This window comes from Peptoniphilus ovalis, assembly GCF_018919265.1.
Taxonomy (GTDB): Bacteria; Bacillota; Clostridia; order Tissierellales; family Peptoniphilaceae; genus Peptoniphilus_A; species Peptoniphilus_A ovalis.
In genome coordinates, this window is the sequence record NZ_JAHLQO010000004.1 from 240,892 (window position 1) to 263,079 (window position 22,188).

The 22,188-nt window shown below is 27.3% G+C and carries 36 protein-coding genes; all 36 read right to left on the reverse strand.

The features are described from left to right. On the reverse strand, positions 1-219 hold the full coding sequence (locus KQI68_RS07110) for a hypothetical protein (RefSeq protein ID WP_216549442.1): 219 nt from the start codon (positions 217-219) through the stop codon (positions 1-3). Continuing rightward, positions 212-421, reverse strand: a complete 210-nt coding sequence (locus KQI68_RS07115) for a hypothetical protein (protein WP_216549443.1) — start codon at positions 419-421, stop codon at positions 212-214. Before KQI68_RS07115 ends, KQI68_RS07110 begins: the two co-directional genes overlap by 8 nt. Continuing rightward, positions 421-1,275 carry a RecB family exonuclease gene (locus KQI68_RS07120; protein WP_216549444.1) on the reverse strand — a complete coding sequence of 285 codons (855 nt, stop codon included), beginning with the start codon at positions 1,273-1,275 and terminating at the stop codon, positions 421-423. Before KQI68_RS07120 ends, KQI68_RS07115 begins: the two co-directional genes overlap by 1 nt. 9 nt (positions 1,276-1,284) lie before the next feature. Further along, a complete protein-coding gene (locus KQI68_RS07125) occupies positions 1,285-1,599 on the reverse strand; it encodes a hypothetical protein (protein WP_216549445.1) in 315 nt (104 codons plus the stop codon). After that, positions 1,551-2,579 (reverse strand): toprim domain-containing protein, encoded by a 1,029-nt coding sequence (locus tag KQI68_RS07130; RefSeq protein WP_216549446.1) that lies wholly within the window; start codon positions 2,577-2,579, stop codon positions 1,551-1,553. The genes KQI68_RS07125 and KQI68_RS07130 overlap by 49 nt, the downstream gene beginning before the upstream one ends. Further along, positions 2,576-3,307, reverse strand: a complete 732-nt coding sequence (locus KQI68_RS07135) for a DnaB-like helicase C-terminal domain-containing protein (RefSeq protein ID WP_216549520.1) — start codon at positions 3,305-3,307, stop codon at positions 2,576-2,578. The genes KQI68_RS07130 and KQI68_RS07135 overlap by 4 nt, the downstream gene beginning before the upstream one ends. Before the next feature lie 159 nt (positions 3,308-3,466). Then, a complete protein-coding gene (locus KQI68_RS07140) occupies positions 3,467-4,048 on the reverse strand; it encodes a hypothetical protein (RefSeq protein ID WP_216549447.1) in 582 nt (193 codons plus the stop codon). 18 nt (positions 4,049-4,066) lie between these two features. Further along, the gene (locus KQI68_RS07145; RefSeq protein ID WP_216549448.1) at positions 4,067-4,294 is read right to left on the reverse strand and encodes a hypothetical protein; all 228 of its coding nucleotides are present in this window, start codon (positions 4,292-4,294) and stop codon (positions 4,067-4,069) included. A 68-nt stretch (positions 4,295-4,362) separates the two neighbouring features. Further along, positions 4,363-5,022 carry a DnaB-like helicase N-terminal domain-containing protein gene (locus KQI68_RS07150; protein WP_216549449.1) on the reverse strand — a complete coding sequence of 220 codons (660 nt, stop codon included), beginning with the start codon at positions 5,020-5,022 and terminating at the stop codon, positions 4,363-4,365. Next, on the reverse strand, positions 4,931-5,380 hold the full coding sequence (locus tag KQI68_RS07155; RefSeq protein ID WP_216549450.1) for a hypothetical protein: 450 nt from the start codon (positions 5,378-5,380) through the stop codon (positions 4,931-4,933). The genes KQI68_RS07150 and KQI68_RS07155 overlap by 92 nt, the downstream gene beginning before the upstream one ends. Beyond that, positions 5,377-5,733 (reverse strand): type II toxin-antitoxin system PemK/MazF family toxin, encoded by a 357-nt coding sequence (locus tag KQI68_RS07160; RefSeq protein ID WP_216549451.1) that lies wholly within the window; start codon positions 5,731-5,733, stop codon positions 5,377-5,379. The genes KQI68_RS07155 and KQI68_RS07160 overlap by 4 nt, the downstream gene beginning before the upstream one ends. Then, on the reverse strand, positions 5,733-6,845 hold the full coding sequence (locus tag KQI68_RS07165) for a phage antirepressor KilAC domain-containing protein (protein WP_216549452.1): 1,113 nt from the start codon (positions 6,843-6,845) through the stop codon (positions 5,733-5,735). Before KQI68_RS07165 ends, KQI68_RS07160 begins: the two co-directional genes overlap by 1 nt. Further along, entirely contained in the window at positions 6,842-7,273 is a 432-nt protein-coding gene (locus KQI68_RS07170; RefSeq protein ID WP_216549453.1) for a hypothetical protein, read from the reverse strand. The genes KQI68_RS07165 and KQI68_RS07170 overlap by 4 nt, the downstream gene beginning before the upstream one ends. Positions 7,274-7,322: 49 nt before the next feature. Further along, positions 7,323-8,360, reverse strand: a complete 1,038-nt coding sequence (locus KQI68_RS07175; RefSeq protein WP_216549454.1) for an AAA family ATPase — start codon at positions 8,358-8,360, stop codon at positions 7,323-7,325. A gap of 10 nt (positions 8,361-8,370) precedes the next feature. Beyond that, positions 8,371-8,652: an HU family DNA-binding protein gene (locus KQI68_RS07180; RefSeq protein ID WP_216549455.1), complete on the reverse strand. Its 282-nt coding sequence runs from the start codon at positions 8,650-8,652 to the stop codon at positions 8,371-8,373. Between the two features lie 15 nt (positions 8,653-8,667). Then, positions 8,668-8,868, reverse strand: a complete 201-nt coding sequence (locus KQI68_RS07185) for a crAss001_48 related protein (RefSeq protein WP_216549456.1) — start codon at positions 8,866-8,868, stop codon at positions 8,668-8,670. Positions 8,869-8,880: 12 nt separating this feature from the next. After that, on the reverse strand, positions 8,881-9,639 hold the full coding sequence (locus KQI68_RS07190; RefSeq protein ID WP_216549457.1) for a hypothetical protein: 759 nt from the start codon (positions 9,637-9,639) through the stop codon (positions 8,881-8,883). Positions 9,640-9,701: 62 nt separating this feature from the next. Continuing rightward, a complete protein-coding gene (locus KQI68_RS07195; protein ID WP_216549458.1) occupies positions 9,702-10,037 on the reverse strand; it encodes a DUF4406 domain-containing protein in 336 nt (111 codons plus the stop codon). Between the two features lie 172 nt (positions 10,038-10,209). Beyond that, positions 10,210-10,632: a hypothetical protein gene (locus KQI68_RS07200; protein WP_216549459.1), complete on the reverse strand. Its 423-nt coding sequence runs from the start codon at positions 10,630-10,632 to the stop codon at positions 10,210-10,212. 12 nt (positions 10,633-10,644) lie between these two features. Beyond that, the gene (locus tag KQI68_RS07205; protein ID WP_216549460.1) at positions 10,645-11,100 is read right to left on the reverse strand and encodes a hypothetical protein; all 456 of its coding nucleotides are present in this window, start codon (positions 11,098-11,100) and stop codon (positions 10,645-10,647) included. 251 nt (positions 11,101-11,351) lie between these two features. Next, a complete protein-coding gene (locus KQI68_RS07210; protein WP_216549461.1) occupies positions 11,352-11,615 on the reverse strand; it encodes a helix-turn-helix domain-containing protein in 264 nt (87 codons plus the stop codon). A gap of 361 nt (positions 11,616-11,976) precedes the next feature. Continuing rightward, entirely contained in the window at positions 11,977-12,369 is a 393-nt protein-coding gene (locus KQI68_RS07215) for a hypothetical protein (RefSeq protein ID WP_216549462.1), read from the reverse strand. Positions 12,370-12,518: 149 nt separating this feature from the next. Then, positions 12,519-12,701 (reverse strand): hypothetical protein, encoded by a 183-nt coding sequence (locus KQI68_RS07220; RefSeq protein ID WP_216549463.1) that lies wholly within the window; start codon positions 12,699-12,701, stop codon positions 12,519-12,521. A 124-nt stretch (positions 12,702-12,825) separates the two neighbouring features. Then, positions 12,826-13,023, reverse strand: coding sequence for a hypothetical protein (locus KQI68_RS07225; protein WP_216549464.1), 198 nt, complete (start codon positions 13,021-13,023; stop codon positions 12,826-12,828). A gap of 132 nt (positions 13,024-13,155) precedes the next feature. Beyond that, positions 13,156-14,268, reverse strand: a complete 1,113-nt coding sequence (locus KQI68_RS07230) for a hypothetical protein (protein ID WP_216549465.1) — start codon at positions 14,266-14,268, stop codon at positions 13,156-13,158. Between the two features lie 16 nt (positions 14,269-14,284). After that, on the reverse strand, positions 14,285-14,701 hold the full coding sequence (locus KQI68_RS07235) for a hypothetical protein (RefSeq protein WP_216549466.1): 417 nt from the start codon (positions 14,699-14,701) through the stop codon (positions 14,285-14,287). Positions 14,702-14,717: 16 nt separating this feature from the next. Further along, complete coding sequence (locus tag KQI68_RS07240; RefSeq protein WP_216549467.1) at positions 14,718-15,347, reverse strand: antirestriction protein ArdA; 630 nt, start codon at positions 15,345-15,347, stop codon at positions 14,718-14,720. 19 nt (positions 15,348-15,366) lie between these two features. After that, the gene (locus KQI68_RS07245) at positions 15,367-15,732 is read right to left on the reverse strand and encodes a hypothetical protein (RefSeq protein ID WP_216549468.1); all 366 of its coding nucleotides are present in this window, start codon (positions 15,730-15,732) and stop codon (positions 15,367-15,369) included. A gap of 12 nt (positions 15,733-15,744) precedes the next feature. Beyond that, complete coding sequence (locus KQI68_RS07250; RefSeq protein ID WP_216549469.1) at positions 15,745-16,008, reverse strand: hypothetical protein; 264 nt, start codon at positions 16,006-16,008, stop codon at positions 15,745-15,747. A 162-nt stretch (positions 16,009-16,170) separates the two neighbouring features. Next, entirely contained in the window at positions 16,171-16,311 is a 141-nt protein-coding gene (locus KQI68_RS07255; RefSeq protein WP_216549470.1) for a hypothetical protein, read from the reverse strand. Between the two features lie 100 nt (positions 16,312-16,411). Beyond that, entirely contained in the window at positions 16,412-16,762 is a 351-nt protein-coding gene (locus tag KQI68_RS07260; protein ID WP_216549471.1) for a hypothetical protein, read from the reverse strand. A 73-nt stretch (positions 16,763-16,835) separates the two neighbouring features. After that, on the reverse strand, positions 16,836-17,219 hold the full coding sequence (locus tag KQI68_RS07265) for a helix-turn-helix domain-containing protein (protein WP_216549472.1): 384 nt from the start codon (positions 17,217-17,219) through the stop codon (positions 16,836-16,838). 76 nt (positions 17,220-17,295) lie between these two features. After that, entirely contained in the window at positions 17,296-17,580 is a 285-nt protein-coding gene (gene vapD, locus KQI68_RS07270) for an endoribonuclease VapD (RefSeq protein WP_216549473.1), read from the reverse strand. Positions 17,581-19,858: 2,278 nt separating this feature from the next. After that, entirely contained in the window at positions 19,859-20,449 is a 591-nt protein-coding gene (locus KQI68_RS07275) for a hypothetical protein (RefSeq protein ID WP_216549474.1), read from the reverse strand. After that, positions 20,446-20,739, reverse strand: coding sequence for a nucleotide modification associated domain-containing protein (locus KQI68_RS07280; RefSeq protein WP_216549475.1), 294 nt, complete (start codon positions 20,737-20,739; stop codon positions 20,446-20,448). Before KQI68_RS07280 ends, KQI68_RS07275 begins: the two co-directional genes overlap by 4 nt. Before the next feature lies 1 nt (position 20,740). After that, complete coding sequence (locus tag KQI68_RS07285; protein WP_216549476.1) at positions 20,741-21,796, reverse strand: tyrosine-type recombinase/integrase; 1,056 nt, start codon at positions 21,794-21,796, stop codon at positions 20,741-20,743. Between the last annotated feature and the right edge of the window lie 392 nt (positions 21,797-22,188).

Here is a 22,188-nt window from a genome sequence, read left to right on the forward strand (position 1 = left end):
TTACTCTCCTTTTAGTTTTTCACTCAAATCTAGCATGAAATAAAACATATCGTATTTTCCATAATCGACCTTCATAAGCTCATCTGTTCCCCACATTCTGAAATATGGAGGCTCAAATTGCTCTGATTGATATATTTGAGTCAAATAAGCGTCTTGGTTTTCAAATACTCCAACAAGTTTTGATTCATCTATGTTTTTACCTTTTCTTAATTCAATCATCTATTCCTCCTAGCTCATTTTCTTCTTCTCTCCTTGCCTTTTGATGCATTAAGTTTGATATTTCATTTCTTACATAATACGCCCCATTAATTTCTCCATCAGAAAAACCTTGTTCGTATGGGTCGAAAGTTTCAGGCTCGTTTTTTATCTCTTGTTCTAATTTTTCTATAATTCTGTCTACTAAAAACACGATATTTTCCATTATTTTTTCTCCTTTGGTTTCCAATTGCTTGCATTGGTGCAAATAGCTTTATAATCACAAAAATAACATAGTGGACTAGGATTGGTAGTTAATCTAAATTTTTTGTTATTCATATCCTTAAACGTTTGTATAATTTCTTTTTTGGATTCTTTTATTCCTTTCGCCCATATTGTTTTTGGATTTCTTTTGTTCATTAGCTCATTTTGCTCATCAGTTATTTTTTCTGTGAATAAACTTTCTTGAAAGGTGTTTAGCTTTGTGAAATTATATATTCCTGACTTTGGATATTCTCCAAATTTATCAAAAATAGCCATAAAATATATTGGTATCTGAAGATTATTTCTCCTTTTGTTTTTATCGAACTTCTTTTTTGATGTTTTATGGTCGACAACAACCAATTTGTCATCATCATCTCTATAAATTAAATCAATAAAACCTTTAATGTTAATGTCTATATTTTCTCCACAAAGCATTGTTGGAATAACTAAATTAAACTCCTCTTCAATACCAATTATTTCTTTATTTTTTATTTTTTGATAAAAACCCTCATAATTTAACAATCTTTCCATATCTTTTATGGCTAGTGTTTTTAATTCACCATCTTTATCACCATAAGCATAATCTAAAGACAAATCTGCAATCGTTTTCATCATTTCGTTTTTATTTAATGTGTTTGTATCTTTCAATTCCCAAAACGCAAATTCAAGCCCTTTATGGACAGCAGAACCATAATCTAAGTAAATACTTTTTTGTTCTGTGTCTATTTTGTCTATATATTTAAAAGTCCACTTTCTAGGACACTGATGAAATAAATCTATTTGAGAATATGATAAATTATTGTGAAACTCACTCATACAAACTCCCTAATTTACCATTTCTAATTTTTGTTTAGCTAATTTTAAGTTTTTGGCTGTCCTTATTTGCCCTTGTGCTTGCGATAAAAGCTTTTGTATTGTTTTATCTATTTCAAGTGGGTCTTTAGAATAATAATAGCCTTTTGAGCTTATACAGATTGGCTCTCCCAATTCTCTAAGTCTTTCTATAATTCTTCTAGTTTTTCTTTCACTTGAAAGATTGAAATATTTTGTCAATTCTCTAACACTAGCAAAATCTCTTGATTTGATGTATGTTAAAATAGAATCTTCTTGGGATATTTTCCCATTATTTTTTTTGTCCACTCTTCAAAATCACCTTTCTTTATTTCAGCTATGGAATCGTTTTCTTTACTTGTAATTTTTTCTATTGGAAATTCTTCTACTGGAGTGTATCTACTTAATTTCCCAACTACTTCTCTTTGCAAATTTTTACCTGCCTTATCATTGTCTCCTGATATGAGAATTGGTAAATTAAACTTCAGAAGAAGTTTTAGCTGCTTATCTCCTAAGCTCGCTCCCATTAAGGCAACAGCATTGTCATATCCCCACTCATGTAATCTCCAAATTGACTTATATCCCTCAACAACTATTAAATAATCGCTGTACCTATCAGCTCTACTTATGTTGTATAACGTATTACTTTTTTTAAGTCCCTTAGAAAAGAAATATTTGCTCTGCCCTGTTAGCTCCAATAACCTAAAATCATAAATTGACCTACCAGCAATTCCAATTATTTTTCCATTTTTGTCATCAATTGGAATCACAACCCTATCTCTCATAATTCCTTTATCACAAAATCTTAAATCAAAAAACTGTCTAGTTTCATCACTAAATCCCTCATTAATAAGATATTCATGAGTTATTTTTTGATAGGTTGCTAAGTCATTTAAACAAAATTCTGTGTTTTCTTCCTGTTTTTGACTTTCTTTCAATTTTTTAAAATCTTGAATAAATTTCTTATTTTCTAAATTTTCATAAGTTATTTCACTTGTATCTTCATTTTCTATCTCTTGTCCAAAAAGTTTTTCTAGTCTTTTTTTAGCCTCTGGATAGCTTAGGCTGAAAACTATCATCAAAATATCTATTGGACTATAATTTCTATCACATTCACTAAAACAAGTGAAATATCCGTTATGATAAGAAAAAGCTGATGAGTTATCGCCACCATGAATTGGACAGCAACTTCTAAAATTATCACCAATTTTTCTTATCTTTTCTGCTCCTACATATTCAAGAAATCTATCAATTCCATAATCTTCTAATAGTTCCTTAACATTTGTCATAGTATTAAATCTTCAAATTCTTCTTGAAATTTACTAGCGTTGAATGTAACACATTCTCTATTAAAATCTAAATATATTCCCTTATTTTCATCTTCCATAGATGCTCCATTACGATTGTATTTTATATAAATATAATCTTTAGTTTTTGGATAACCCCATTGTTTCATTCTGTTCTTGGCATCATCAGAAAGTGGCAATATAAAACCTACTGTTGAAGCATATCTATTGATTTTGTCACTATCTGCAACTCTAATCTCATAGGGCGACATTTGAGCAAGTGTGAGAACTGGAATATTTAGCTCTCCAGCTAAATCCTTTAAGGCAATAGTCCAATTTCCTAGTTCATTATGCTCTTTATTTCTACTCTCATTGACTTCTTTGACTTTTATATAGTCATAAACAACCATTTCTATGCCCTCTTGTCTGACAAGTGATATAACATCATTTCTGACTTTTTTGGTAGTCCAATGGGTGCTGTATTTGTGAATTAAGGGTGCTTCCTTGATTCTCTTTTCGCTTTCTTTATATTTTTTGTATTTTATGGGGTCTATTTCATATTGAAAAGTTTCTATTTCATGAATTGGTATTCCAGAATCAATTGAAATTAATCTCATTAAAAATGTCTTTGTTTGCATTTCTGTGTCAAGATACAAAAGAGGCTTTTTGTTAACCACTGCTATATTGTGAGCCTCATTTATTGCAAAAGCGGACTTTCCCAGTATTGTTATCCCATAGGCTTTTTATCCTATGGTTCTAGCACTTCTTTGTTTGTGCTAGCTCAGCATATATTTTCATCTCTTATTTGAGATGGGGAACACTCGTGGGAGAATTATATTCTACAAAGTAGTTTCATCTCCTATGCGTTACGATACTAAGTAGCCTTTACTCTACTTAGTTATCTCGGTATCAACATCACAGTCTTTACCGATATTGCTCCCTACTCTTATGTTATCACTAACATAAGGGGCGTTAAGTGCTTGTATAAAAATATCATGCTTGCGTTCTAAAAAATAGTTAGCATTTTTATATAAATAGCTACAAATGTTTAATACATTTTCTATCCCAGTAGCTCTCAAATAATAAGATTTTCCTTTTTCTCCATAATTTTTATGAAAAACAACATTCGGAAGATTTTCACTGAAATGATTTTTAACAAAATCCAATGTCGCTTTTGTTCCAACGAGAGTTATTGACAATTGAAAATATCCAGTATTTTCATTAACAACATCACTCATACATAAAGAACCATCTGCATCATAAAAACCTCTTATCATGTGCCTTTCCAGTTTGGTATTTTGCAATTTTGGAGGTTCGTAAATCAATGATTTTGCTTGAACACAATTTAATTCTGCTAATCTGTTTGAAATTCGAGGAGAATTAAAAACCATCCTATAAGATACATATTTGTTCTTTGTTACTTTTTTTGTTATGTTGCTAGTGCATTTTAGACTTTCTTTAAATTTTTCCAAATGGTTTAAATCTTTTTCTTAAAGAGAAAGCTCTAGCTTTCCACTATCTTCAGAATTATAACCATCTGCACTAAAAAAACCTAACCAATAAGCTTTTTCTTCGTTGTTAATGTTGTCAAAAAAGGAATCATCAATTTTAATTTTTCTTTGTCTTTGTGGTTTTTTATAAGAACAGTTTTTTGCCACTATTCTTTGAACATGAGTATAGCTAACGTTCAATTTGTCGGCTATTTCTTGTCTTTTCATACCACTATTGAATAAAGAAATTATTTCATTTTTATACAATTGGGTTATTGTTACATCACTCCTAACTATCAAGCACTTATTCGTTCACCCTTTGCCCTACCTACCAAAACAACCAACTCTCCTTGTCTATAAGTATAAAATTTATTTAAAGGTTCGATTTTTGTTGGTATTCCAATTTCACCATTCTTGACATCTTTTCTTACTTTTTCCATTACATCATCAAATAAATCACCAATATACTTATAGTTATCAGCAATAGTATATTTTGATATGATTTTGTCAGTATTTTGTCTTAGAGAATCGATTACATCTTCTCTTGATTTACTATCTCCGTTTTCAATATATTCCATTTGATTTTCTAAAGATTGGTGCATATCTCTAAAAAATGACATTTTAGTTACTATTTCAGCTTGAGTTAGAACATCATCTTTCTTGTATTCTTGTCCTAATTCCATCAATGTTTGTAAATAGTCCAATCCACCATTTTTTTCAATTTCTTTTTCAAATTCAATGTTTTCATTTTTTGCTGTAGATAATATCGTAAAAGGGTCAATTTTATCACCCTTAAAGGTTTCATATATCTTTCTTAAAATATAGTAGATTATCTTATGAACTGATGAATAGAAGTGTTCAGGTTCAAGATTTTGTAACTCCACTATAATATCTGGATTGTTCATTACTCCAGAAATAACCATTCTCTCTGCTATTATATTGTTGTTGACTGTCAATTAAACTCTCCCTTAATTGTTTGATAACTTTAGTAAAATAAAATGGGAATTGAGAATAATGCAAACCCTGAACTTCTTTAATGATATTTAAAATTTCTATAAATTCATACTCATCTTCTCTTTTTTTGAAGTCATCAAACACAAATTTTTCTTTCTTTATTTTGTATTTCCATTCAAAATAGAGTTTCAAGAAAAAGAAATCATATTTTTTCTCTTTTGAGAAAACATCCATTAAATTGTTTATTGTTTCAGGCGTTTCATCACATAGTTTTGCAATTTCCCTTTTTAAATATCTTCTTGAAGTCCATCTTGTTTCGCCACCAGCTCTTGGCTGTCCTAATAAAGGAAATTCTCTCATAATCCTAAAGATACCTTTATTTTTTCATCAATATCTTTCATAGTTTCAACATCAAGTGATGCTATAAAAGATATAATTCTTCTTCTGTCTATTGTTAAGATTTGCTCTAATAGGGCAATGGACTTCTTTCTCAATTCAATTCCAATCACATGAGTTGGCAAATCTATATTGTTTTTCTTTCCTGCTGTAATTGGTGCTATAATAACTGTTGGTGAATATTCATTCCCTATATTGTTTTGGATAATAACTGCTGGTCTAATTCCATCTTGTTCATATCCAAATCTTTCTCCTAAGTCTACCATTACAACATCACCACGTTTAAGTTTTAAATCAAATTCATTTGTCTGACTCATCAAGATAAGACTCCATTTAAAAACTTATTTAATAAATATTGTTGACCTTTTGGTGTTACTTTTGATACCATTCCAATTCTGTTGTTGCCATATTTATCAATAAATGATGTTTCTTCAATTGTCAACAAGCCCATTTGAACAGCTTTTTGAGTTGGTATATTAGTAAGTTGATTATTTTGATATTCTCTAGTGACAAACTTTCTATCTCTAAGCCATTTAAACAGTCTGTTTCTTCCAATATTAATTCCATTAAGATGTAATATTTTTGCCATTGCATTTACTGTGATTGAATCATCTGAACTTTTAACTTGTTTTGCAAATTTAACATCATCTTTTTGATTTTCCAACAGTTCTTTTTGAGTTGTTATTATATCTTTTTGTTTATTCAGCTCTTCATTTAACTGGTCTGTCTTTTTCATCATATTTTTAATAAGTGCTATATCCATTTCATCTTTTGTTGAGAAATAGTTTCTAACAAATTTATCTTTTTCATCAATATAGCCACCAGTTTTTCTAATTGTTTGTAGAACATTTCTAACCCACTGTCTGAACTTATCTGCTTTAGGTTGTCTTGATAAAAATGTAATTTCGTAAATGCCATCTTCATTATAGAGAAGTGTGTTTAGATTTACTTTATTTAGTTCGCTATTTTTAGCCGTTTGTCCCCTACCACAATTTGTGGTATGGTAGTTAAACCTTGAAATTTCAACACTCATTTCATCTAACTGCTTATTCCTTTCATGCAATCTAACTATCGCACTTTCTGCCTCATAATCTAAAGCATCTGATATTTGTTTCCTTGTCATATAGACATTGTCATTCATGTCTTGATAAAAATCACATTTAGTGCCTAAAAATTCACCCTGCTTTACAAGTTTTAATTCCCCTAAAAGTGCTTTATCTTCATCATTCACTTTCTCATCAACTACCCTAAATTCATTTTTAAAGTATTCTATTCCCTCTTCTGTTATAGCCTTTACTACTCTTCCTTGATGGTTTTTAGCAGTTGTCATTGTCTTTTTTGGAAAATTCTTCTTTTTTGTCTTTTTTAATATTTTTTGTGGTGTTGTATTAAACATTTCTGCAAGTTCTTTATAAGTATAAGCTTTCATCTTTTACCCCTCTCTTTTAATTTCATTTCTACTCTTAAATACTTCTTAGAGCTTTTTCTAAAACTCATAGTTTCCGTTAAATAGTACCTATCATAGTTATAATGAGTTAATAGAAAATCAATCCATAATTTAAAATTTTTAGGCAAAAAATCTATTTGATATTTATTAAAAGTATTTTCTATTTTCCTTGATAGGTATTTCCCACTTTTGCCATTTTTTAAATCTCTTACAAGATTTTGGAAAAATCTATAGTTGGAATCATAAAATAACTCACATATACAAGTGTCATACATTGTATGCTCTATAATACTTTTTGCTGGAGTATAATAACTAACCTCTCCAAATAAATAAACTTTATCTTTTAAGGATATAAGATGAGTTACATCTCTTATCCTTAAAAGTTTTTTATTATTTTTATATAAAGTCATAGTTACAGGACTACCAAAGAAGCTTTCGGTACAATTTTTTAAGTCAAACTTATAAATTCTCAATTAGCTCTTTGACCTTGTTAAACTCATCTGTATTTGAAATCTCATTCATGAGTTCTACTGTAGTATTTTTCTTAATTATTTGCTGAATATCTTCTGGAGTGGCTTTCTTCTCTTTTATTTTCTTCATGGCTTGATTTAAAAGCTCCTCAATTTTTGCTTTGGTAACGTTTTCCACATTTGCAGGCTTTTCTTCTTTTAACTCATCTTCCACATCTTTAACTTTCGGACTATCTTTTAAGTCTTTTTCGATAATGGGTTCTTCGCTATTCACACTTAGCAACTCTTGTGCTTTTTCTTTGAATAGTGACTTAATTATATTTGCAGTTTCTTTTGCTGTGTTGCCAGCATATATGAATTGTGGAAATCCATTAATTCTTGCCTTAGCTTCGTAATTTTCGCCACCATCAAATCTGATTACTCTTTTAGCTGTCACATTTCCTTCTGAATCTTTCTCAAATTCCTTGTCAAAATAAAGGATAAAGTCAACTTTTTTAATTACTTGATTGACTGCTGTAGAGCCTAATTGAAGTGTAATCTTATCATATTTGACATCTTTTCTATCAATTGTTTGAACTTTATCATGTGCTATATAGTGAAATCTAAGTCCACAAGCTTCAATTTCTGAAATTCTTTTCTCAAATTCTCTTGTAATTGCAGCCCAACCAGCTCCATAAGCTCCATCAGCTGGACTATCCCAACCATTAGCCATACAAACATACTCTTCACATTTAGTTCTCATAATATCTACTGTGTCAACAACAATAGACTTAAAAGGATATTGCTTGCCTTCTTTGTTTATCTTCTTAATTTCTTTAACAAACAATAAGAAGTCTTTCCAAGTGAACATATCTTGTACATACACTTCTAGTGCATTTTGACCTTGTTCCCATGCTAAAAACAATGGGTCATCAAATAGATAAGAGGCAACTGATGATTTTCCAATTCCTGGTGAGCCATATAATGTGAAATTGTATTGATTTAAGTCCACAATAGGTTTTCTTTTTTGTAGATTTAATAAATCCATTTAAATCACCTTAAATGTTTTTAATGGCATCTTTTAAGCCTTTTCCAGCACTAAACTTAACTCTTTTCCCTGCTGGTATTCTAATAGTTTGTTGTGGGTTTCTAGGATTTACTCCATCTCTTTCTGGTGTGTCTTTTACTTCAAAAGAACCAAATCCAACTATTTGAACTCTTTCTCCCGCTTTAAGTGTTTGTTCAATTACTTCAAAAACACTATCTACATATTGAGCTGTTGTTGTCTTAGGTGCGTTCATTCTGTCTGCTACGTTTGCAATTAAATCTTTCTTATTCATTCTTTAAAATCTCCTTTAATAACACGTTTTTTTTATTCTTTCTAACAAAATATCAATATAATCTCTCATTGATGATGCTTGCTTTAAATATAGCGCAGGTACATCATCTTGAGCATTGATATAAAACTTTAGTTTTTGATAATTACTTATCAAAACTTCTAGTTCTTTAACTAATCTTCTTCCACGTTCGTAAATTTTTTGACTTTCAATATCCATGGACTATCTCCCTTAAAATGGAATATCTTCATTGTCTACTGGAAATGGAAAATCTTCTTCATCTTCTAGTTCTGATTCTTCTGCTAAGATATATCCTTGAACTACATTTATTTTGTTGATATATTTTCTGTTAACTCCAGCAGGTGCTACATTATCTATAGTCTTTCCATAAGACTTCATTGAGCTTGTATCAACATCTGCTACACTTCTGCTAATATATTCAGCTGTTACTGATATATTATCTCCCATTTCAATATCATCAAAATAACCTTCCATTGATTCATCTAAAGATACTTTATAATTTTCACTTTTACCTCTAAAGTCATCATAAACTTCGATTGTTATTTCTTTTCCTCTTTCAGTTTCTGTATCTATTTTCTTTTTTAAGATGCCAGCAATAGTTATATAAGCCTTTGGATTGTCTATTGGCTCTATATGTTCTGTTACAAATGCAGTATAATTGAGGTTTTCTCTTAGATTGCCTTGTTTGTCTTCATACTCATTTATAGATACAGTACCTCTAGCTTTTAGAAAATCACCTTTTCTAAGTTCAGTCATCATTCTTTTAATTCTTTGTGGGTCTTTTTTAGTGTTGAATGTTGTATAAGTTATAAAATCTTCTCCAGCTTTTAATGTAATTTTTAAAAGCTCTTTAGTTCCGTTAGAGTATTCTACTCTTTCAATTTTTTCTAGTGTTCCACTAGCTAAAAATCTAGCATCATATTGTGCTTTAATAAAAACCATCTCCTTTTCATTTTGATTTAGGTACATATTAGCATAATCTAAAATTTAATGCAAGCGTTTTCATGAAATTATTTTATTAAATTTTGTGATTATTCAAAGAATATTGGTATACCAATATCTTTGGCTTTCTTAATCTCTATTTTTACCCCTTTTGAAGTTTCCCAATTTTTCAACACAAACAAACAATCACATTGATTAATTTGTGCAATCGTTTCTTCCATTGCTTTTCCCCATGGTGTGTTTATATCAATTCTTGCTGGATTGTAACACTCAATGCCTAAACATTTAAATTTTAGTTCAGCGTTATCAAAAAACATTTTATAGGTGTCAATCCTATTTGTAATCGCTCCCGACAAGAACACTTTTGGATATTGTCCATTTTTATAATAAAAATCAACTATAAAATTAAATAGACTTGGCTTCATAAATATATTTATCTTAATCACCCCCTTATAAGTTTTTTTAACTGTATGTCCAATTTTAAAGAAAACGTTTTTACATAAGCAATTCCTCTCATGGAATTTAAAAACTTAAAATAGATAGTGTTTTGATTGTCTAATAAGGCTTTAAACTTACCAGCTTGTGTTTCCTTTGTTTTTACATTTCTGTATATGGCTTCACAAAATTTTTATATTCTTCAGGAATATACTTCAAATCTTTCTTTTTCCATGTTTGCCTTAATTCTTCATTCCTTCTTGATGCAAACCATGTATTATCTTTGTGAGTTAAATATTGTTGCTCTCCATCTGATGTTTTTAAATGTGGCAGTGGAACATAATATCTTAATTCCCCTCTGTTCTCAATTGGTGTTTCGGCAAATTGTATTGCTTTTGAAATCATTTTTAAATCATTATCAACACAATAATTATTTTCAATAAATATCACATTTCGCTCATCTTTATCAATTCTTATTAAATTTGTGCCAAATTGTCTACTGTTTCTTAAATCATGAAATATCATATCTTCTTCTAATTCATAGCCATATAGTTTTGCGTACCTTTTTAGTTGTGTAATTGTCATATTTAAATCTCCTTAATATAATTCTAATTCTGGCTTCACCCAGTTTTGATAATAGTATTTTATTTCCTCATCACTAAGAGTGCTAAAATCCATATCTTCCTCTGGATAACCATCAAAAAATCCTAATTCTTTATTATTTTCAAGCCATACAATAGTTAAATCTCTAATTAGTTTTTTGCTGTTTTTCAGCTTATGCTCATACATTTCAACAAACTGTCTTACATCATCTTCTGTTGCACAATCTTTATATATATCATCATTTTCGTAAATTGTATAATATTCTCTGGTAGAGTCAAAATCATACTCTTCTGTACTAGATATTAAAGGTTGATTTACTAAACAAAAATCTGGTCTATCTACATTCTTTTTTGTTATATTTTTTAAATCTATTATCCCCCTTTTTTCAATGTTGCAAACTACTTCTTGAATTGCTACGTTGTTAATTCTAAATAATTCTTGTAATGTCATTTTTTACTCCTTTTCTTTTTTTTAATGAGTATTTCAGTCGAGGCACTCATCTGTCTATACCCCCTAGACATTTCAGTGCCTAATATAGGCACTCATTTGTCTACCAATAAATAAAAGTATAAATAAAAGATATATAACTAAAATATATATAATATATAATTAAATATAATTTATAATATTATTAATAATATATTTTATAATTATATATATAATATATATATTATTTATTGGTGGACATTTCTGTCTTTTTACTAAATACAAATAATCTTCCTTTGACTTATTCCTTGAATAATTTCTGTTTCAATTTTAATTAAATAATTGTCTTTTAATTTTTTAATTAATCTAGTTACTGTTCTTGGTGTTGCATCAATTAAATCTCCTAAGTATTTGTTGGAAGCCCAACAGTTACCTTTACTGCTTAATCTATTAATTTGTCCGTATAATATTTTTGCTTTATCTGATAAATTTTTGTTTTCTAAAACTTTACTTGGAATATTAATATAATATTCTTGCATTTTTCTCCTTTCATTTTTGTTTTTCTAGGAAAACGTTTTATTATATCTATAATATCTTATCCTAAGACTTAAAATAATACTTAATTTTATTTTTTATTATTAACTTGATTAATTCCTTTAATAATAGACAAAACTTAATTTTGATACCATTTTAAGTCTTAGATAAGATATGCTGTTTTTAACTAAAAATTAGTTGCAGTAAATAATAGATTTTATAGCCATATACTGTAATTATTGTTATCAGTGTTAGTAAAAATAATGTGATTCCAAATAAAGTCAATGTAGACTTTGTGAATGTTTTTAAGTTTACAATAAATTCATTGTCTTTTGTGTATAATTTCCAGTTTTTTAGTTTCATATCTTATATCTCCTCAATTTCATAACTTATATAGTCCGTTCTTTCATCTTCCCACATTAGGTCAATGTATTGATTGATTTCATTTTTTAAATCTTCTTCTGAAGCATCTTCAACTATAGAAATATTAGTCCACAATACACTTACTGTGACTATTACAGTATCTCCTGTATATTCCTTGTCAAGAATGTTAATTTCTGCAACTTCAAGCTCTTCAAGTTCATATTTATCAGTAATATTTTCTTTAAAATTAACAATATAGTCATCTAAGTGGTCTATATAAACCTCTTCAATAAGTGATTGCTCAATGTAATAATCATATTTTGTGTTATCTAATTGTTCTGCTCTGCAATCATTATTTTTCCAGCTGTCGTAATTTTCCATTCCTATGTTTAACATTTTTTTTGTAGTCCTTTCTTTTGTTTATTTAATGTCTTTTATTGAAATTTTGTGATACAATTAGATATATCTCTTATTTTTATGTTTAATTGTTGAGTCGCAAGTCAACCACATAACTTTAAGGGATATTTTTCTAATTGTATTCATAATTAAAACTCCATGTTTATTGTTGCTGTTCCTACTCTTTGATTTTCTTTATTAAATGTTTTTTCTAATTCATTTTTTAAGTAGTTATCCATATGTTCTTTCATTTTTTCATACCCTATTGATGTTAGTGTCTTTTCAAAGAAATCATTAGGTATTTCAACTGTAAAGTTGATGTTTAGTTTCACATTTGCCCCCTTGCTTTAGAATGTTTGTTTGTTTATATTCTATTCTTTAAAATCTTTACTGTCAATATAAAATTGAACAAATATTCTTTTTTATTTATTGCTTATTCAATATACCCTAATTTTATTATTTTTTTTGATTTTCTATAATTTTTATATTATTGTTATTGTTTTCTTTAAAGTAATTACTTCCATATTCAGCTAATTTTTTTAAATTTTCATTATCTCTCTTCTTTCTGAAATAGTTATCTAAATATTTTGCTAAATATATGTCATCATTCACTTTTGTTTGATATTTGCCATTTATATAAATTTCATATTTCATTGTTTATTCCTTTCTTAATATTGCAATTCTACGATTCCTCCATCTCTCAATTCTAAATAATCACTATTTAGTAATAGGTATTCTTCTATTTTATTAATTATTTGTTTTGTTTTCATTTTTGCTCCTTTCTTGTTATATTAATCTAACTGGGAGTAATAGTGCCAACAAGTTATCTTTTTGTAATATCATTGGATTAACATCATTTTTCATTGTTACAATTACATCATCTTCATTTTTAAATAATTCCAATAAGTCTTTCAAATACTCTCCATTAAAGGCTATTTTAAATCTATCTTTGGCATCTGATTTTTCTTTCAATTCAACTTTTGTAGAATTATCCTTTAATTTAAATATTCTTTGATTATCGACTATCTCGCTAGTTATCATTGACGGTCTGACTTTGCCTCCTTGGTCTTTATCTTGAAGTTTTAAGCATTTATCAATATATTTGATATATTTACTTATCATTTTAGAATCTATTTTTGTAACATATTCGCTATCATACTCATCTCTTAATGTAGATTTGTAGTTAAAGTAATCTCCACTTGTATGATTATCATAAAGAAACATATTGTTTAATTTTATTACAGTATCTTCAATCTCATTTTCTTTAAAATTTATTTGTATTTCTATTTCTTTTGAGTTTTTGTTTTTCATTAACCTTTCTATTGTTTTTTGATTTAATATTAACTCGAAATCTTGATTTATATTTGTGTTTACATCTTCAATCGTATAAACATAAATTTTATATCCATCTAATGCAACTACATCTAATGTATTTGAATTGTTATGGTATTTTAAAAGTTGTCCAGTAAACAATATTCTACACTTATCTTTTGACCTAAACTTCTTGCTATCCTTTAAGATTTTTATGAACTCTTCTGCATCTAGTCTTAAATAATTTTCATATTTTTTGATATTTATTTCATTTTCTTGTTTTTCTACTATTTCTGATATTTCAACTCCATTGTCATTTATTATTAAATCTGTTTTATTGTTTTTTTCTTTAAATTCTAACTCTATTTCTTTGCTATCTAACACTTTTGTAATTTTCTTCAGTTTATCTAAACTAATCATATAACTTGAATAATCTTTAAGCTCTACATTACTGTTTGATGTATATATAAAATCTGTATCACATTCTAGTATTAAATTTTCATCATCAATGTTAAACACTGCATAATTGCTTATATTTTTGTTTAATACGTTTATAGCTTCTTGTAAATTTTTTGTATTTAATTTCATTTTCTATATCTCCTTTTTAACAAATAAATTGTTCCATTTTCATTTCTTCAAATTCTTTCATTATTGCCTTAATATTTTCTTCTGTTAATTTTATTTTTTCTCCATTGTATATTTTTTCATCAACTATATCACAGCTTTCTAGTAAAATTTTAGCTATAATATAGTGTGCAGTTACATCAAATAGTTCTATGTTGTCTAGTGGATTGAGGTTATCATTCCAATTTCTCTCTGCCCAATCTTTAACGCTTTTGTATTCATTCCAGTATTTAAATAATTTATCTTTTGTCAATTCTGTATTACATTCAATTGAGCTGTCTTGATAATAGGTATCCATAATTTCATCAACTAATATATCTGCAGGTATTTCTTGATTTTTTCTTTCTTCTAATTCGTTGATTATTAATTCTTTTACTTCCTTAAATAATGTATTCATTTTTTACATCTCCTTTTTAATATGCTAATTCTACAATTCTCCCATCTTCTAATTCCAAATAATCACCATTTAGTAATAGGTCACTGCCTATTGCCTCATAATCAATGTAATTTTCCAATTCTGCTGGTATATTCATAGTGTTATAACAATAATCTTCACCTAGTTCTTCTCTATCTCCATAAACGTATGATATGATGCTTCTGTCTTTGTAATCTAATCCATAACAACTTAATATATCTTTTATATCTTCATCATTAAGATAATATTCATTTTTTAGATATTCCATTTCTTCTTCTGCAATTTCATCAAATAATTCTTGATTTTCATTTGATTTTAGTTTTTCATATATTGGCTCTATATCTTCAATTAGTTTTAGTCCTTTATTGTATCTTTTATCTCCTTTTTCTATGCCAAATCCTAAATCTTCAATATCTTGTTTAAATTGCAATAGTTGCTCATATTCATTTTTTGTTAATATTGTTTTAATATTTTCATAATCTTCAAATTGACTTATGGAATAGCAACTTCCTTCAATGTTAATACCTGAAAAATAATGATTACATTCAAATTTCGAAGGGGTACTGTCAATATAAGCTATACAATCCCTATCATTGCTGTCTTTAATTTTATATAAAAATAATTCCATAATTTATCTCCTTTTTTATTTAAATTTCTTCTTCATCTTCGAAATTTTCCATATATTTAATTTCATCTTTATTGAATGTATATTGCAATTCACAAGCTAAATCAATTTCATCAGTATTGAAAAGATATAGGAAAAATTCTTGATACCAACCATTATATTTTGAGTTAATAATAAACATTGCATAATCAGTTTTTTCAAAATCTTCAACTTGCACTGACTCAATTTCTATTTCTTTATCGGTTGCAAAAAGTGTATCATCAGTTAGTCCATTTTCTTTTTCAAGAAATCTGAAATTAACTCCAAATTCACTATCTTCTAACTTGTTGTAAATCTCATTGTAAATATCATGATATTGTTCACAATTTAATTGATAAGTTTTCATCATTTCAACTCCTTTTTACATTTCGCTAACTTCTGTAATTCTTACAATGCTATTTAGTGCTGGCTCTTTAATTTGAATTACATCAAATTCTACTAATATCCATGTTTCAGTATCTCTAATATTTAATGCTATATTGTTATTGTTGAATATATTGTCTTCCCAGTCATAGTCGCATAAATCATCTCCAGTTATTTGATGTAAAATATTTGATATTCTCATGATTGTATAATTTTCATTTAGGTATTCATTAATTTTATCGATTATTGTTTTTGTTTCCATGTTTTTCTCCTTTGTTGATTTTTAATTGTACATATGTTATAATTTTTTATGCAAAAAGAGTGCAAATAATGTTTTTCATTTTTTGTTTACTCTCTTTGTTTGATTTTTGTTTGAGGTTATCATTCGCTTTGGTCGGTGGATTGATAACCTCTATTCTTTTATTCAATTATTTTCTTCAATGTCTTTTTTAACTAAATTAAGTATATAATTACTCATTGTTCTATTCTGTTTTTTAGCTTTTCTTTTTATCACTTCTCTTTCATTTTCTGTATAATCTTTCAACAATTCTTTAAATTGTAACATTGTCTTTGTTCTTAATTATTTCTCTCTTTCTTTCTTTATCTCTTGTAACCTTTCTTCGAACGTAGGTTCTTCTTCAATCCAGTTTAAATAATCTAACATCTCACGCCTCCTTGTAATTTCTATTTATATACTCAATAAATTCTTTTAATAGTGCTTCCAGTTCTCTCTTCTTTTTGTCCCAGTCTGTAAATTTGCACATCTCATTTATTTCTTTGGCTCTTTCTTCAAAGGCTTCTAGTCCTTTAATTCTCTTCCCTGTTTGATTCCTATAGCCTGTAACCAGTGCAATGTCCCAATCTAACTCATAGCAATCCCAATTCCAACCGTATATACCATTGTTATAATATACTGGGTCTAGTCCTCTCAATAGTGTTTGAAATTCACAATATCCTGCTCTTATAACTTTATCGTATCTATTATTAATATCTCTTCTAGTTGCTTTTTGTTTCATTTTTTATTTCTCCTTTTGTTTAATTTTTGTTAAGCGTATAGCTTAATTATTGCTGCAAAAAAAACTACCTGTATTATTTTTTAGGCAGTCCAAATGCGTTACCAAATCTAATGTAGTTTTTTATCTTTCCATTAACTATATCATTATATAACTTGTCGTATGTTAAATTATTATTTTGAGCATATTTCTTTAAGTCCTCATAGTCATCAAGGCTTACATTTTTTTCATTGTCCTTTAATTGTATACCCTCCCACTTAATACCACGACTTAAACATTCCGACTTTACCCAGCTGACTGGTATAGCCTTATTTCTTCCAAATTGCTTATAGTATGGAATTTTACCTTCATTTATCCAGCGTGTTATCTGTGGAGTTGATTTTTTTGAAATTCCTATAACCTCACATACTTCAGCTGGTGTTAAATAATCTATTACTTTATTTATTTTGTTATTAATCATATAATTACTCCTTTATATAGAATAATTATATCACATTTTATTAATTTATTTATTTTTTTATTGTTTTTTTCCTCCTTTATTCTTTTACTATTTCGGTAAAATCTGACCAGTCCTCAACTTTAAAGGCTCTTATATCTCTCACACTTTCTTTAAACCAGCTTATTTTAGATAATTTATTAATAGCTTTATAAACGTGAGTTAAATTGTCTTCATTCGAACTATTAATGTAAACACTTCCTTGAGTCCATTCAAAACCTATTGCCTCCAGCTCTTGCCTTAACTCATCATAAGCTTTGTTGTATGGCTCGCCGTATGTTTTTTTTAAGGTGTCTATCTTTAAATCAAATGCTATTGCATACATCTTTATCACTCCTTGTTTATCGTTATTATATCATATTTTTACAATATGTATAGGATAAAATTTATCCTATTTTAATTTTATTTTACAACTTGTACGCTCTCTGCTTACTTGTATCAATCAGCCCACGCCTTTACAAGTAACTTAAATTGTCATCTTTAAGCCTCTAGAATTTCCACCACCAACGATATTACATTTATGTAATATCTCAATACATTACACTTTTAAGGTAATTTTATATCTTTAAGAGTTTATATTAAATTATCAAGTTACATGGTAATTACTTCAAGTTCTGTTTTATTACCTTAAAATAAGTATTTATTGTTGTATAAATTTAAGTCTTAACTTTATTTAATATCTTTAAAATAATACCACAACCTGACAGGGTAACTGGTTTTTTGCAAGTTTTCTTAATTATTTTATTTTAGATATTTTATAAAGCGTTACGCTTAATTTTTACTCTAAAAAAATATTTATTTGATGAACTTATTATAACAATTAATTTTTAACTTGTCAATACTTATTTTAAAAGTTTTTTAATTGTTACTCTTTAAGCTTGTAAACATTATAACAATTAAATTTTAATTAGTCAATAATTATTTTTAAATATTTTATAATTAAATTTAAAATTGTTAAATTGTTTAACTTGTTTATATTGTACTATAAAATAAATAATATTGCAAGCACTATTTTAAAACATTTTAAAATTCATTTCGATTTGCCCCATAAATGGCTTGATTTCAACGGTTGTAGTCGTTAAATTGTTTCATTGTTGTTAAATTTCTTCTATTAATAGCAAAAAAAACTTTTTAAATTATTTATAATTTATCTAATTATAGATAACTTTATTATAATAAAGTAAAATAAACCTAGTATTTATCACATTTGTAATCGTTGTCCCGTTTCTATTACGTTTTTATTTATTTTTAATACTCTTAGTTGTTAAGATATAATAACGTAAATTTGGTACTATTTTAAGCGTTACAATACATTTATATTTTATAGATTAGATATTTTACTATATTAGTTATTAATCTATTAGATAAAATTATTTAACAATTATTATACATTTATATTTTATTAAATATTATTTAATTAATATATTTTATATTATATTATTATATAAATAATATTAATTAAATTATTTTATATTAACTAATCATATGCTTAGACTATAATTATTTCATTACTTATAATCATTTCATTAGAATATAATCAAATGATTATTTTATAATATTTGCTCTAGTTTAATATTTTATTATAATAATATTAAAGTATTTAATATAAATACATTTAAATATATCGTATATGTTATATTAAATAAAGTGTAATAAGAATATATAAATTCTAGTATATAAAGGAGTTAATATATAATAGTTTAATTATAAAGATAAAGTATAGAACATAATAGAACATAAGACCTAAAATGCAACTAAAAGGATTTTAAAAGGGAGTTAAAATAAGACCTAAAATAAGACTTGCCAAAATCTCTGTAACCGTTGCAATTACTAGTGTTGAAGGTGGTTTATACCGTGTTTATTCGTTAAATGGTCAAATGATTAAAAATTAATTAAATGATTAGATTATTTATATAGAATCTAGTAATTATCACCATTGCAGCTGGTGGGGGTATTAACTAAAATGGAAGTGAAATCGTTCTCTTAATCGGGGTGAGGTAGCTCCATTCTATAAAATTATATGAATTTCTATAAACTCATCATTCTCTATAAAATAATCACTCAATATGATTTTGTATAAACTGATAAAATTAATATAAATACCCCTTTCTATAAATTTTTATAAATTTGTTTTTGAAAGAATTGGTGTAGATTTACCCTTTTCTATAAATTAACTTTTTACATATTTCTGCTTTTCTTTAGAACTTTTGTAAGCTACTCATTTCTATAAAATTTCAACAAATTTTAATTAACATACTATCTATATCTTTAATACCTGCTTTGAGACAAAAAATAAAGATAAGCTCTTACACTTATCTTTAAAATAAATATATGATTTATTGAATTTTCATTTCTAAGTATGATATGTTTATATGTATTATCTTTAAAATCAATTCTAAGTTCCAAAATGGTATTATATTTAAGTTTTTATTTTTAATTAGTAGATTTACTTATTTATTAATATGTTTTACTTGTATTGTCTTATATTTTATTGATATTATGGCATATTTCAATTATAACAAGGGTATGTTATAAAAGCATTAATATGGGGGTGTTTTAAGCTTTATATGATGACATAAAAATAGACCCTATTGAATAGGGTCTTATAATCTATTATTAATTATGGTTTCTTTTGAATGACAATCTTTACATATATCAGTTTTGCTATATCTAGCTAGTTTCTTTCCACATATTTTACATATTTTTAAATCATGCTTATTCCAATTTATTATTTTTTCAGCTAAATCTCTTCTTGGTATCTCTACTTTTGATACTGGAGCTACACAATTGACATATGTTGAATATGTTCCTTTTATCCATATTTCATACACTGTTTTGTTATTTAATACAGCTTCTAAATATTTGATTTGTTGTTCTTTATTTTTTTTGGTATCTCCACTTAAAATAAAATCATTGGAATTGTTTCTGTAATTAGTATATATAGTTACTACTGTGATTATGTCATAACATTCTTTGAGTTGATTAAACTCTGGATAGATTACTAATGTAGCATTTTTTGGTGTGATTCTATCTTGATATGGTCTATATACAGTTTCCTCTTCAATGAGATAAGATATTACTTTATTACCTCCTACGCTATTAGATTCTGCTATATTTCCATTTTTAAATAGTTCTTTACCAATTTGTTGCATCAATTCATCTTGCTCAAAATTATATCCTATTTTAGCTTTCATTGATTGGACTTAGCTCCTTCTGTTGATTTCATATAAGCTACTGTCATTATTAGATAGTTCGCCATATCAGTCATTGTATCAATCATTGATTCATCATTTGGGTCTAGTTTTGGGTTTTTAAATAGTGTTTCCATACGATTGAATTTATCGCTGACTCTTACTATTGATGCTACCATTCCATATTCATCTAATGTCTGGGTGAAGCTATCTCCATATCTTTCGTTTTTTATTCTAAATGTTTCCACTAAGTTTTTTATTACTTCTTGATATTCTTCTTTAAAGTTATTCATATTACATTACTCCTTTTATTAGTTTTAGTGCTGGGTAGTTTTCTTGAGAACTACCTGATAGTTGTGAGAAGAAATCTTCTGCTGGGTTGTTGTTAAATATTCTGAATGTGTGGTCGTATCTTCTTGTTGTGTCCACACTAGAGTGTCCTACTCTTTTTGAGATATCATATATATCTAATCCCATTTCTATGGATTTTGTGATATAAGTGTGTCTTAAATCGTGTATTCTAGTTTCTTCTGGTAGTCCTACTCTTCTATATGCTTCTTTAAATATATCTGTTGTTCTCATTTTTGTAATTGGAACATTAGATTCTGGCTTGGCTACAAATAGGGATTGTTCTCTCATTGTGTAATCCCAGTCACTCCTAATTATGAATGAATGTAGTATTTGTTTTACTCCTTGAGGTATTTCTGAAATATTTAATTTATCACCTTTTCCTGTAAATTTAACTGCAAATTTATCGCCATAGTCAAAGAAATCACCTATTTTGATGTGCAATACTTCACTATGCCTCATTCCTGTTGTTACAAATATTAAAAACATTAAATAATTCCTTTCACCAATCCAATCTCTTCTTTTTAGAAAGTAGTTATTTAATTCTTTTAATTTGTCATCAGATATTCTTATTCCATCACTGTATCTCTTTAATTTCAATCTATTTGAACCTAAATCCGTACTAAATGGATTCATTGATATGTCATACTCATTAGATGAGATTAGGTGTTTGTAAAACCATAGTAGTCCTCCAGCTTTTTTATTTATTGTGGAGTTACCTAATCCATCTTTTTTCATTTGATATATCCACTCATTTCCATCTTTGACCGTTACTTCTTCTATGTCTTTTATGGTAATGCTATCTATTTTTATGAAATCAAAGAAAAATGATTTTACAGCGTTTGAATATTCATCAAATGTTCTATCTGAAATATCATATTTCATGTCTTCTAGTAAGTTTTCTATTGATGTGTTTCTATAATCTACATCTATTTTTTCATTATCTTTCATTGTATCTTTACTCCTTGTTTGATTGATTAAATTATACCATAAATAAGGCATAAAATCAACAATGAAAATGTTTTTATAAAAATCACCACATTTTGTATTTTGGAGTTGACAAAGAAAATAAAATTTGTTATAATCATTCATGAAAATATATAGTTTGGTAGACTATGTGTTTTTATTGGTTTCTAACCTAGAGTGAAATTTAATTGTTCGCTCTATATTTTTTAACTTGTTTCGATTTTTTGATTTTGTTCATAGAATCGTCTCCTTTCTTAATAAAGAAAAAACCTCGCAAGGTGTGCCTTAAAAGTTTTAGGCTTTGGTATTTATTTTTAAATACCCTCCTTGTTCCCTTGCGAGTATTGCTTGAGTCGCAAATGCAATCAAAAAACAACGAGCATGACTTACCATCATGACATTGTGGGTTAGAGCCACTAGCACTCTAC

What these genes read in the sequence shown, in the direction of transcription:
- KQI68_RS07185 (WP_216549456.1), bottom strand. Translation starts at nt 8,868, where the DNA reads ATGGATATTGAAAGTCAAAAAATTTACGAACGTGGAAGAAGATTAGTT.
- KQI68_RS07265 (WP_216549472.1), bottom strand. Translation starts at nt 17,219, where the DNA reads ATGATTAATAACAAAATAAATAAAGTAATAGATTATTTAACACCAGCT.
- KQI68_RS07160 (WP_216549451.1), bottom strand. Translation starts at nt 5,733, where the DNA reads ATGAGTCAGACAAATGAATTTGATTTAAAACTTAAACGTGGTGATGTT.
- KQI68_RS07180 (WP_216549455.1), bottom strand. Translation starts at nt 8,652, where the DNA reads ATGAATAAGAAAGATTTAATTGCAAACGTAGCAGACAGAATGAACGCA.
- vapD (WP_216549473.1), bottom strand. Translation starts at nt 17,580, where the DNA reads ATGTATGCAATAGCATTTGATTTAAAGATAGACACCTTAAAAAAAACA.
- KQI68_RS07115 (WP_216549443.1), bottom strand. Translation starts at nt 421, where the DNA reads ATGGAAAATATCGTGTTTTTAGTAGACAGAATTATAGAAAAATTAGAA.
- KQI68_RS07210 (WP_216549461.1), bottom strand. Translation starts at nt 11,615, where the DNA reads ATGCAAGAATATTATATTAATATTCCAAGTAAAGTTTTAGAAAACAAA.
- KQI68_RS07155 (WP_216549450.1), bottom strand. Translation starts at nt 5,380, where the DNA reads ATGAGAGAATTTCCTTTATTAGGACAGCCAAGAGCTGGTGGCGAAACA.
- KQI68_RS07225 (WP_216549464.1), bottom strand. Translation starts at nt 13,023, where the DNA reads ATGAAATATGAAATTTATATAAATGGCAAATATCAAACAAAAGTGAAT.
- KQI68_RS07245 (WP_216549468.1), bottom strand. Translation starts at nt 15,732, where the DNA reads ATGATGAAAACTTATCAATTAAATTGTGAACAATATCATGATATTTAC.
- KQI68_RS07280 (WP_216549475.1), bottom strand. Translation starts at nt 20,739, where the DNA reads ATGAATAACTTTAAAGAAGAATATCAAGAAGTAATAAAAAACTTAGTG.
- KQI68_RS07235 (WP_216549466.1), bottom strand. Translation starts at nt 14,701, where the DNA reads ATGAATACATTATTTAAGGAAGTAAAAGAATTAATAATCAACGAATTA.
- KQI68_RS07275 (WP_216549474.1), bottom strand. Translation starts at nt 20,449, where the DNA reads ATGAAAGCTAAAATAGGATATAATTTTGAGCAAGATGAATTGATGCAA.
- KQI68_RS07120 (WP_216549444.1), bottom strand. Translation starts at nt 1,275, where the DNA reads ATGAGTGAGTTTCACAATAATTTATCATATTCTCAAATAGATTTATTT.
- KQI68_RS07165 (WP_216549452.1), bottom strand. Translation starts at nt 6,845, where the DNA reads ATGAAAGCTTATACTTATAAAGAACTTGCAGAAATGTTTAATACAACA.
- KQI68_RS07130 (WP_216549446.1), bottom strand. Translation starts at nt 2,579, where the DNA reads ATGACAAATGTTAAGGAACTATTAGAAGATTATGGAATTGATAGATTT.
- KQI68_RS07215 (WP_216549462.1), bottom strand. Translation starts at nt 12,369, where the DNA reads ATGTTAAACATAGGAATGGAAAATTACGACAGCTGGAAAAATAATGAT.
- KQI68_RS07175 (WP_216549454.1), bottom strand. Translation starts at nt 8,360, where the DNA reads ATGGATTTATTAAATCTACAAAAAAGAAAACCTATTGTGGACTTAAAT.
- KQI68_RS07110 (WP_216549442.1), bottom strand. Translation starts at nt 219, where the DNA reads ATGATTGAATTAAGAAAAGGTAAAAACATAGATGAATCAAAACTTGTT.
- KQI68_RS07230 (WP_216549465.1), bottom strand. Translation starts at nt 14,268, where the DNA reads ATGAAATTAAATACAAAAAATTTACAAGAAGCTATAAACGTATTAAAC.
- KQI68_RS07190 (WP_216549457.1), bottom strand. Translation starts at nt 9,639, where the DNA reads ATGTACCTAAATCAAAATGAAAAGGAGATGGTTTTTATTAAAGCACAA.
- KQI68_RS07170 (WP_216549453.1), bottom strand. Translation starts at nt 7,273, where the DNA reads ATGACTTTATATAAAAATAATAAAAAACTTTTAAGGATAAGAGATGTA.
- KQI68_RS07145 (WP_216549448.1), bottom strand. Translation starts at nt 4,294, where the DNA reads ATGAAAAGACAAGAAATAGCCGACAAATTGAACGTTAGCTATACTCAT.
- KQI68_RS07255 (WP_216549470.1), bottom strand. Translation starts at nt 16,311, where the DNA reads ATGTTACAATTTAAAGAATTGTTGAAAGATTATACAGAAAATGAAAGA.
- KQI68_RS07260 (WP_216549471.1), bottom strand. Translation starts at nt 16,762, where the DNA reads ATGAAACAAAAAGCAACTAGAAGAGATATTAATAATAGATACGATAAA.
- KQI68_RS07200 (WP_216549459.1), bottom strand. Translation starts at nt 10,632, where the DNA reads ATGACAATTACACAACTAAAAAGGTACGCAAAACTATATGGCTATGAA.
- KQI68_RS07250 (WP_216549469.1), bottom strand. Translation starts at nt 16,008, where the DNA reads ATGGAAACAAAAACAATAATCGATAAAATTAATGAATACCTAAATGAA.
- KQI68_RS07240 (WP_216549467.1), bottom strand. Translation starts at nt 15,347, where the DNA reads ATGGAATTATTTTTATATAAAATTAAAGACAGCAATGATAGGGATTGT.
- KQI68_RS07285 (WP_216549476.1), bottom strand. Translation starts at nt 21,796, where the DNA reads ATGCCTTATTTATGGTATAATTTAATCAATCAAACAAGGAGTAAAGAT.
- KQI68_RS07195 (WP_216549458.1), bottom strand. Translation starts at nt 10,037, where the DNA reads ATGAAGCCAAGTCTATTTAATTTTATAGTTGATTTTTATTATAAAAAT.
- KQI68_RS07205 (WP_216549460.1), bottom strand. Translation starts at nt 11,100, where the DNA reads ATGACATTACAAGAATTATTTAGAATTAACAACGTAGCAATTCAAGAA.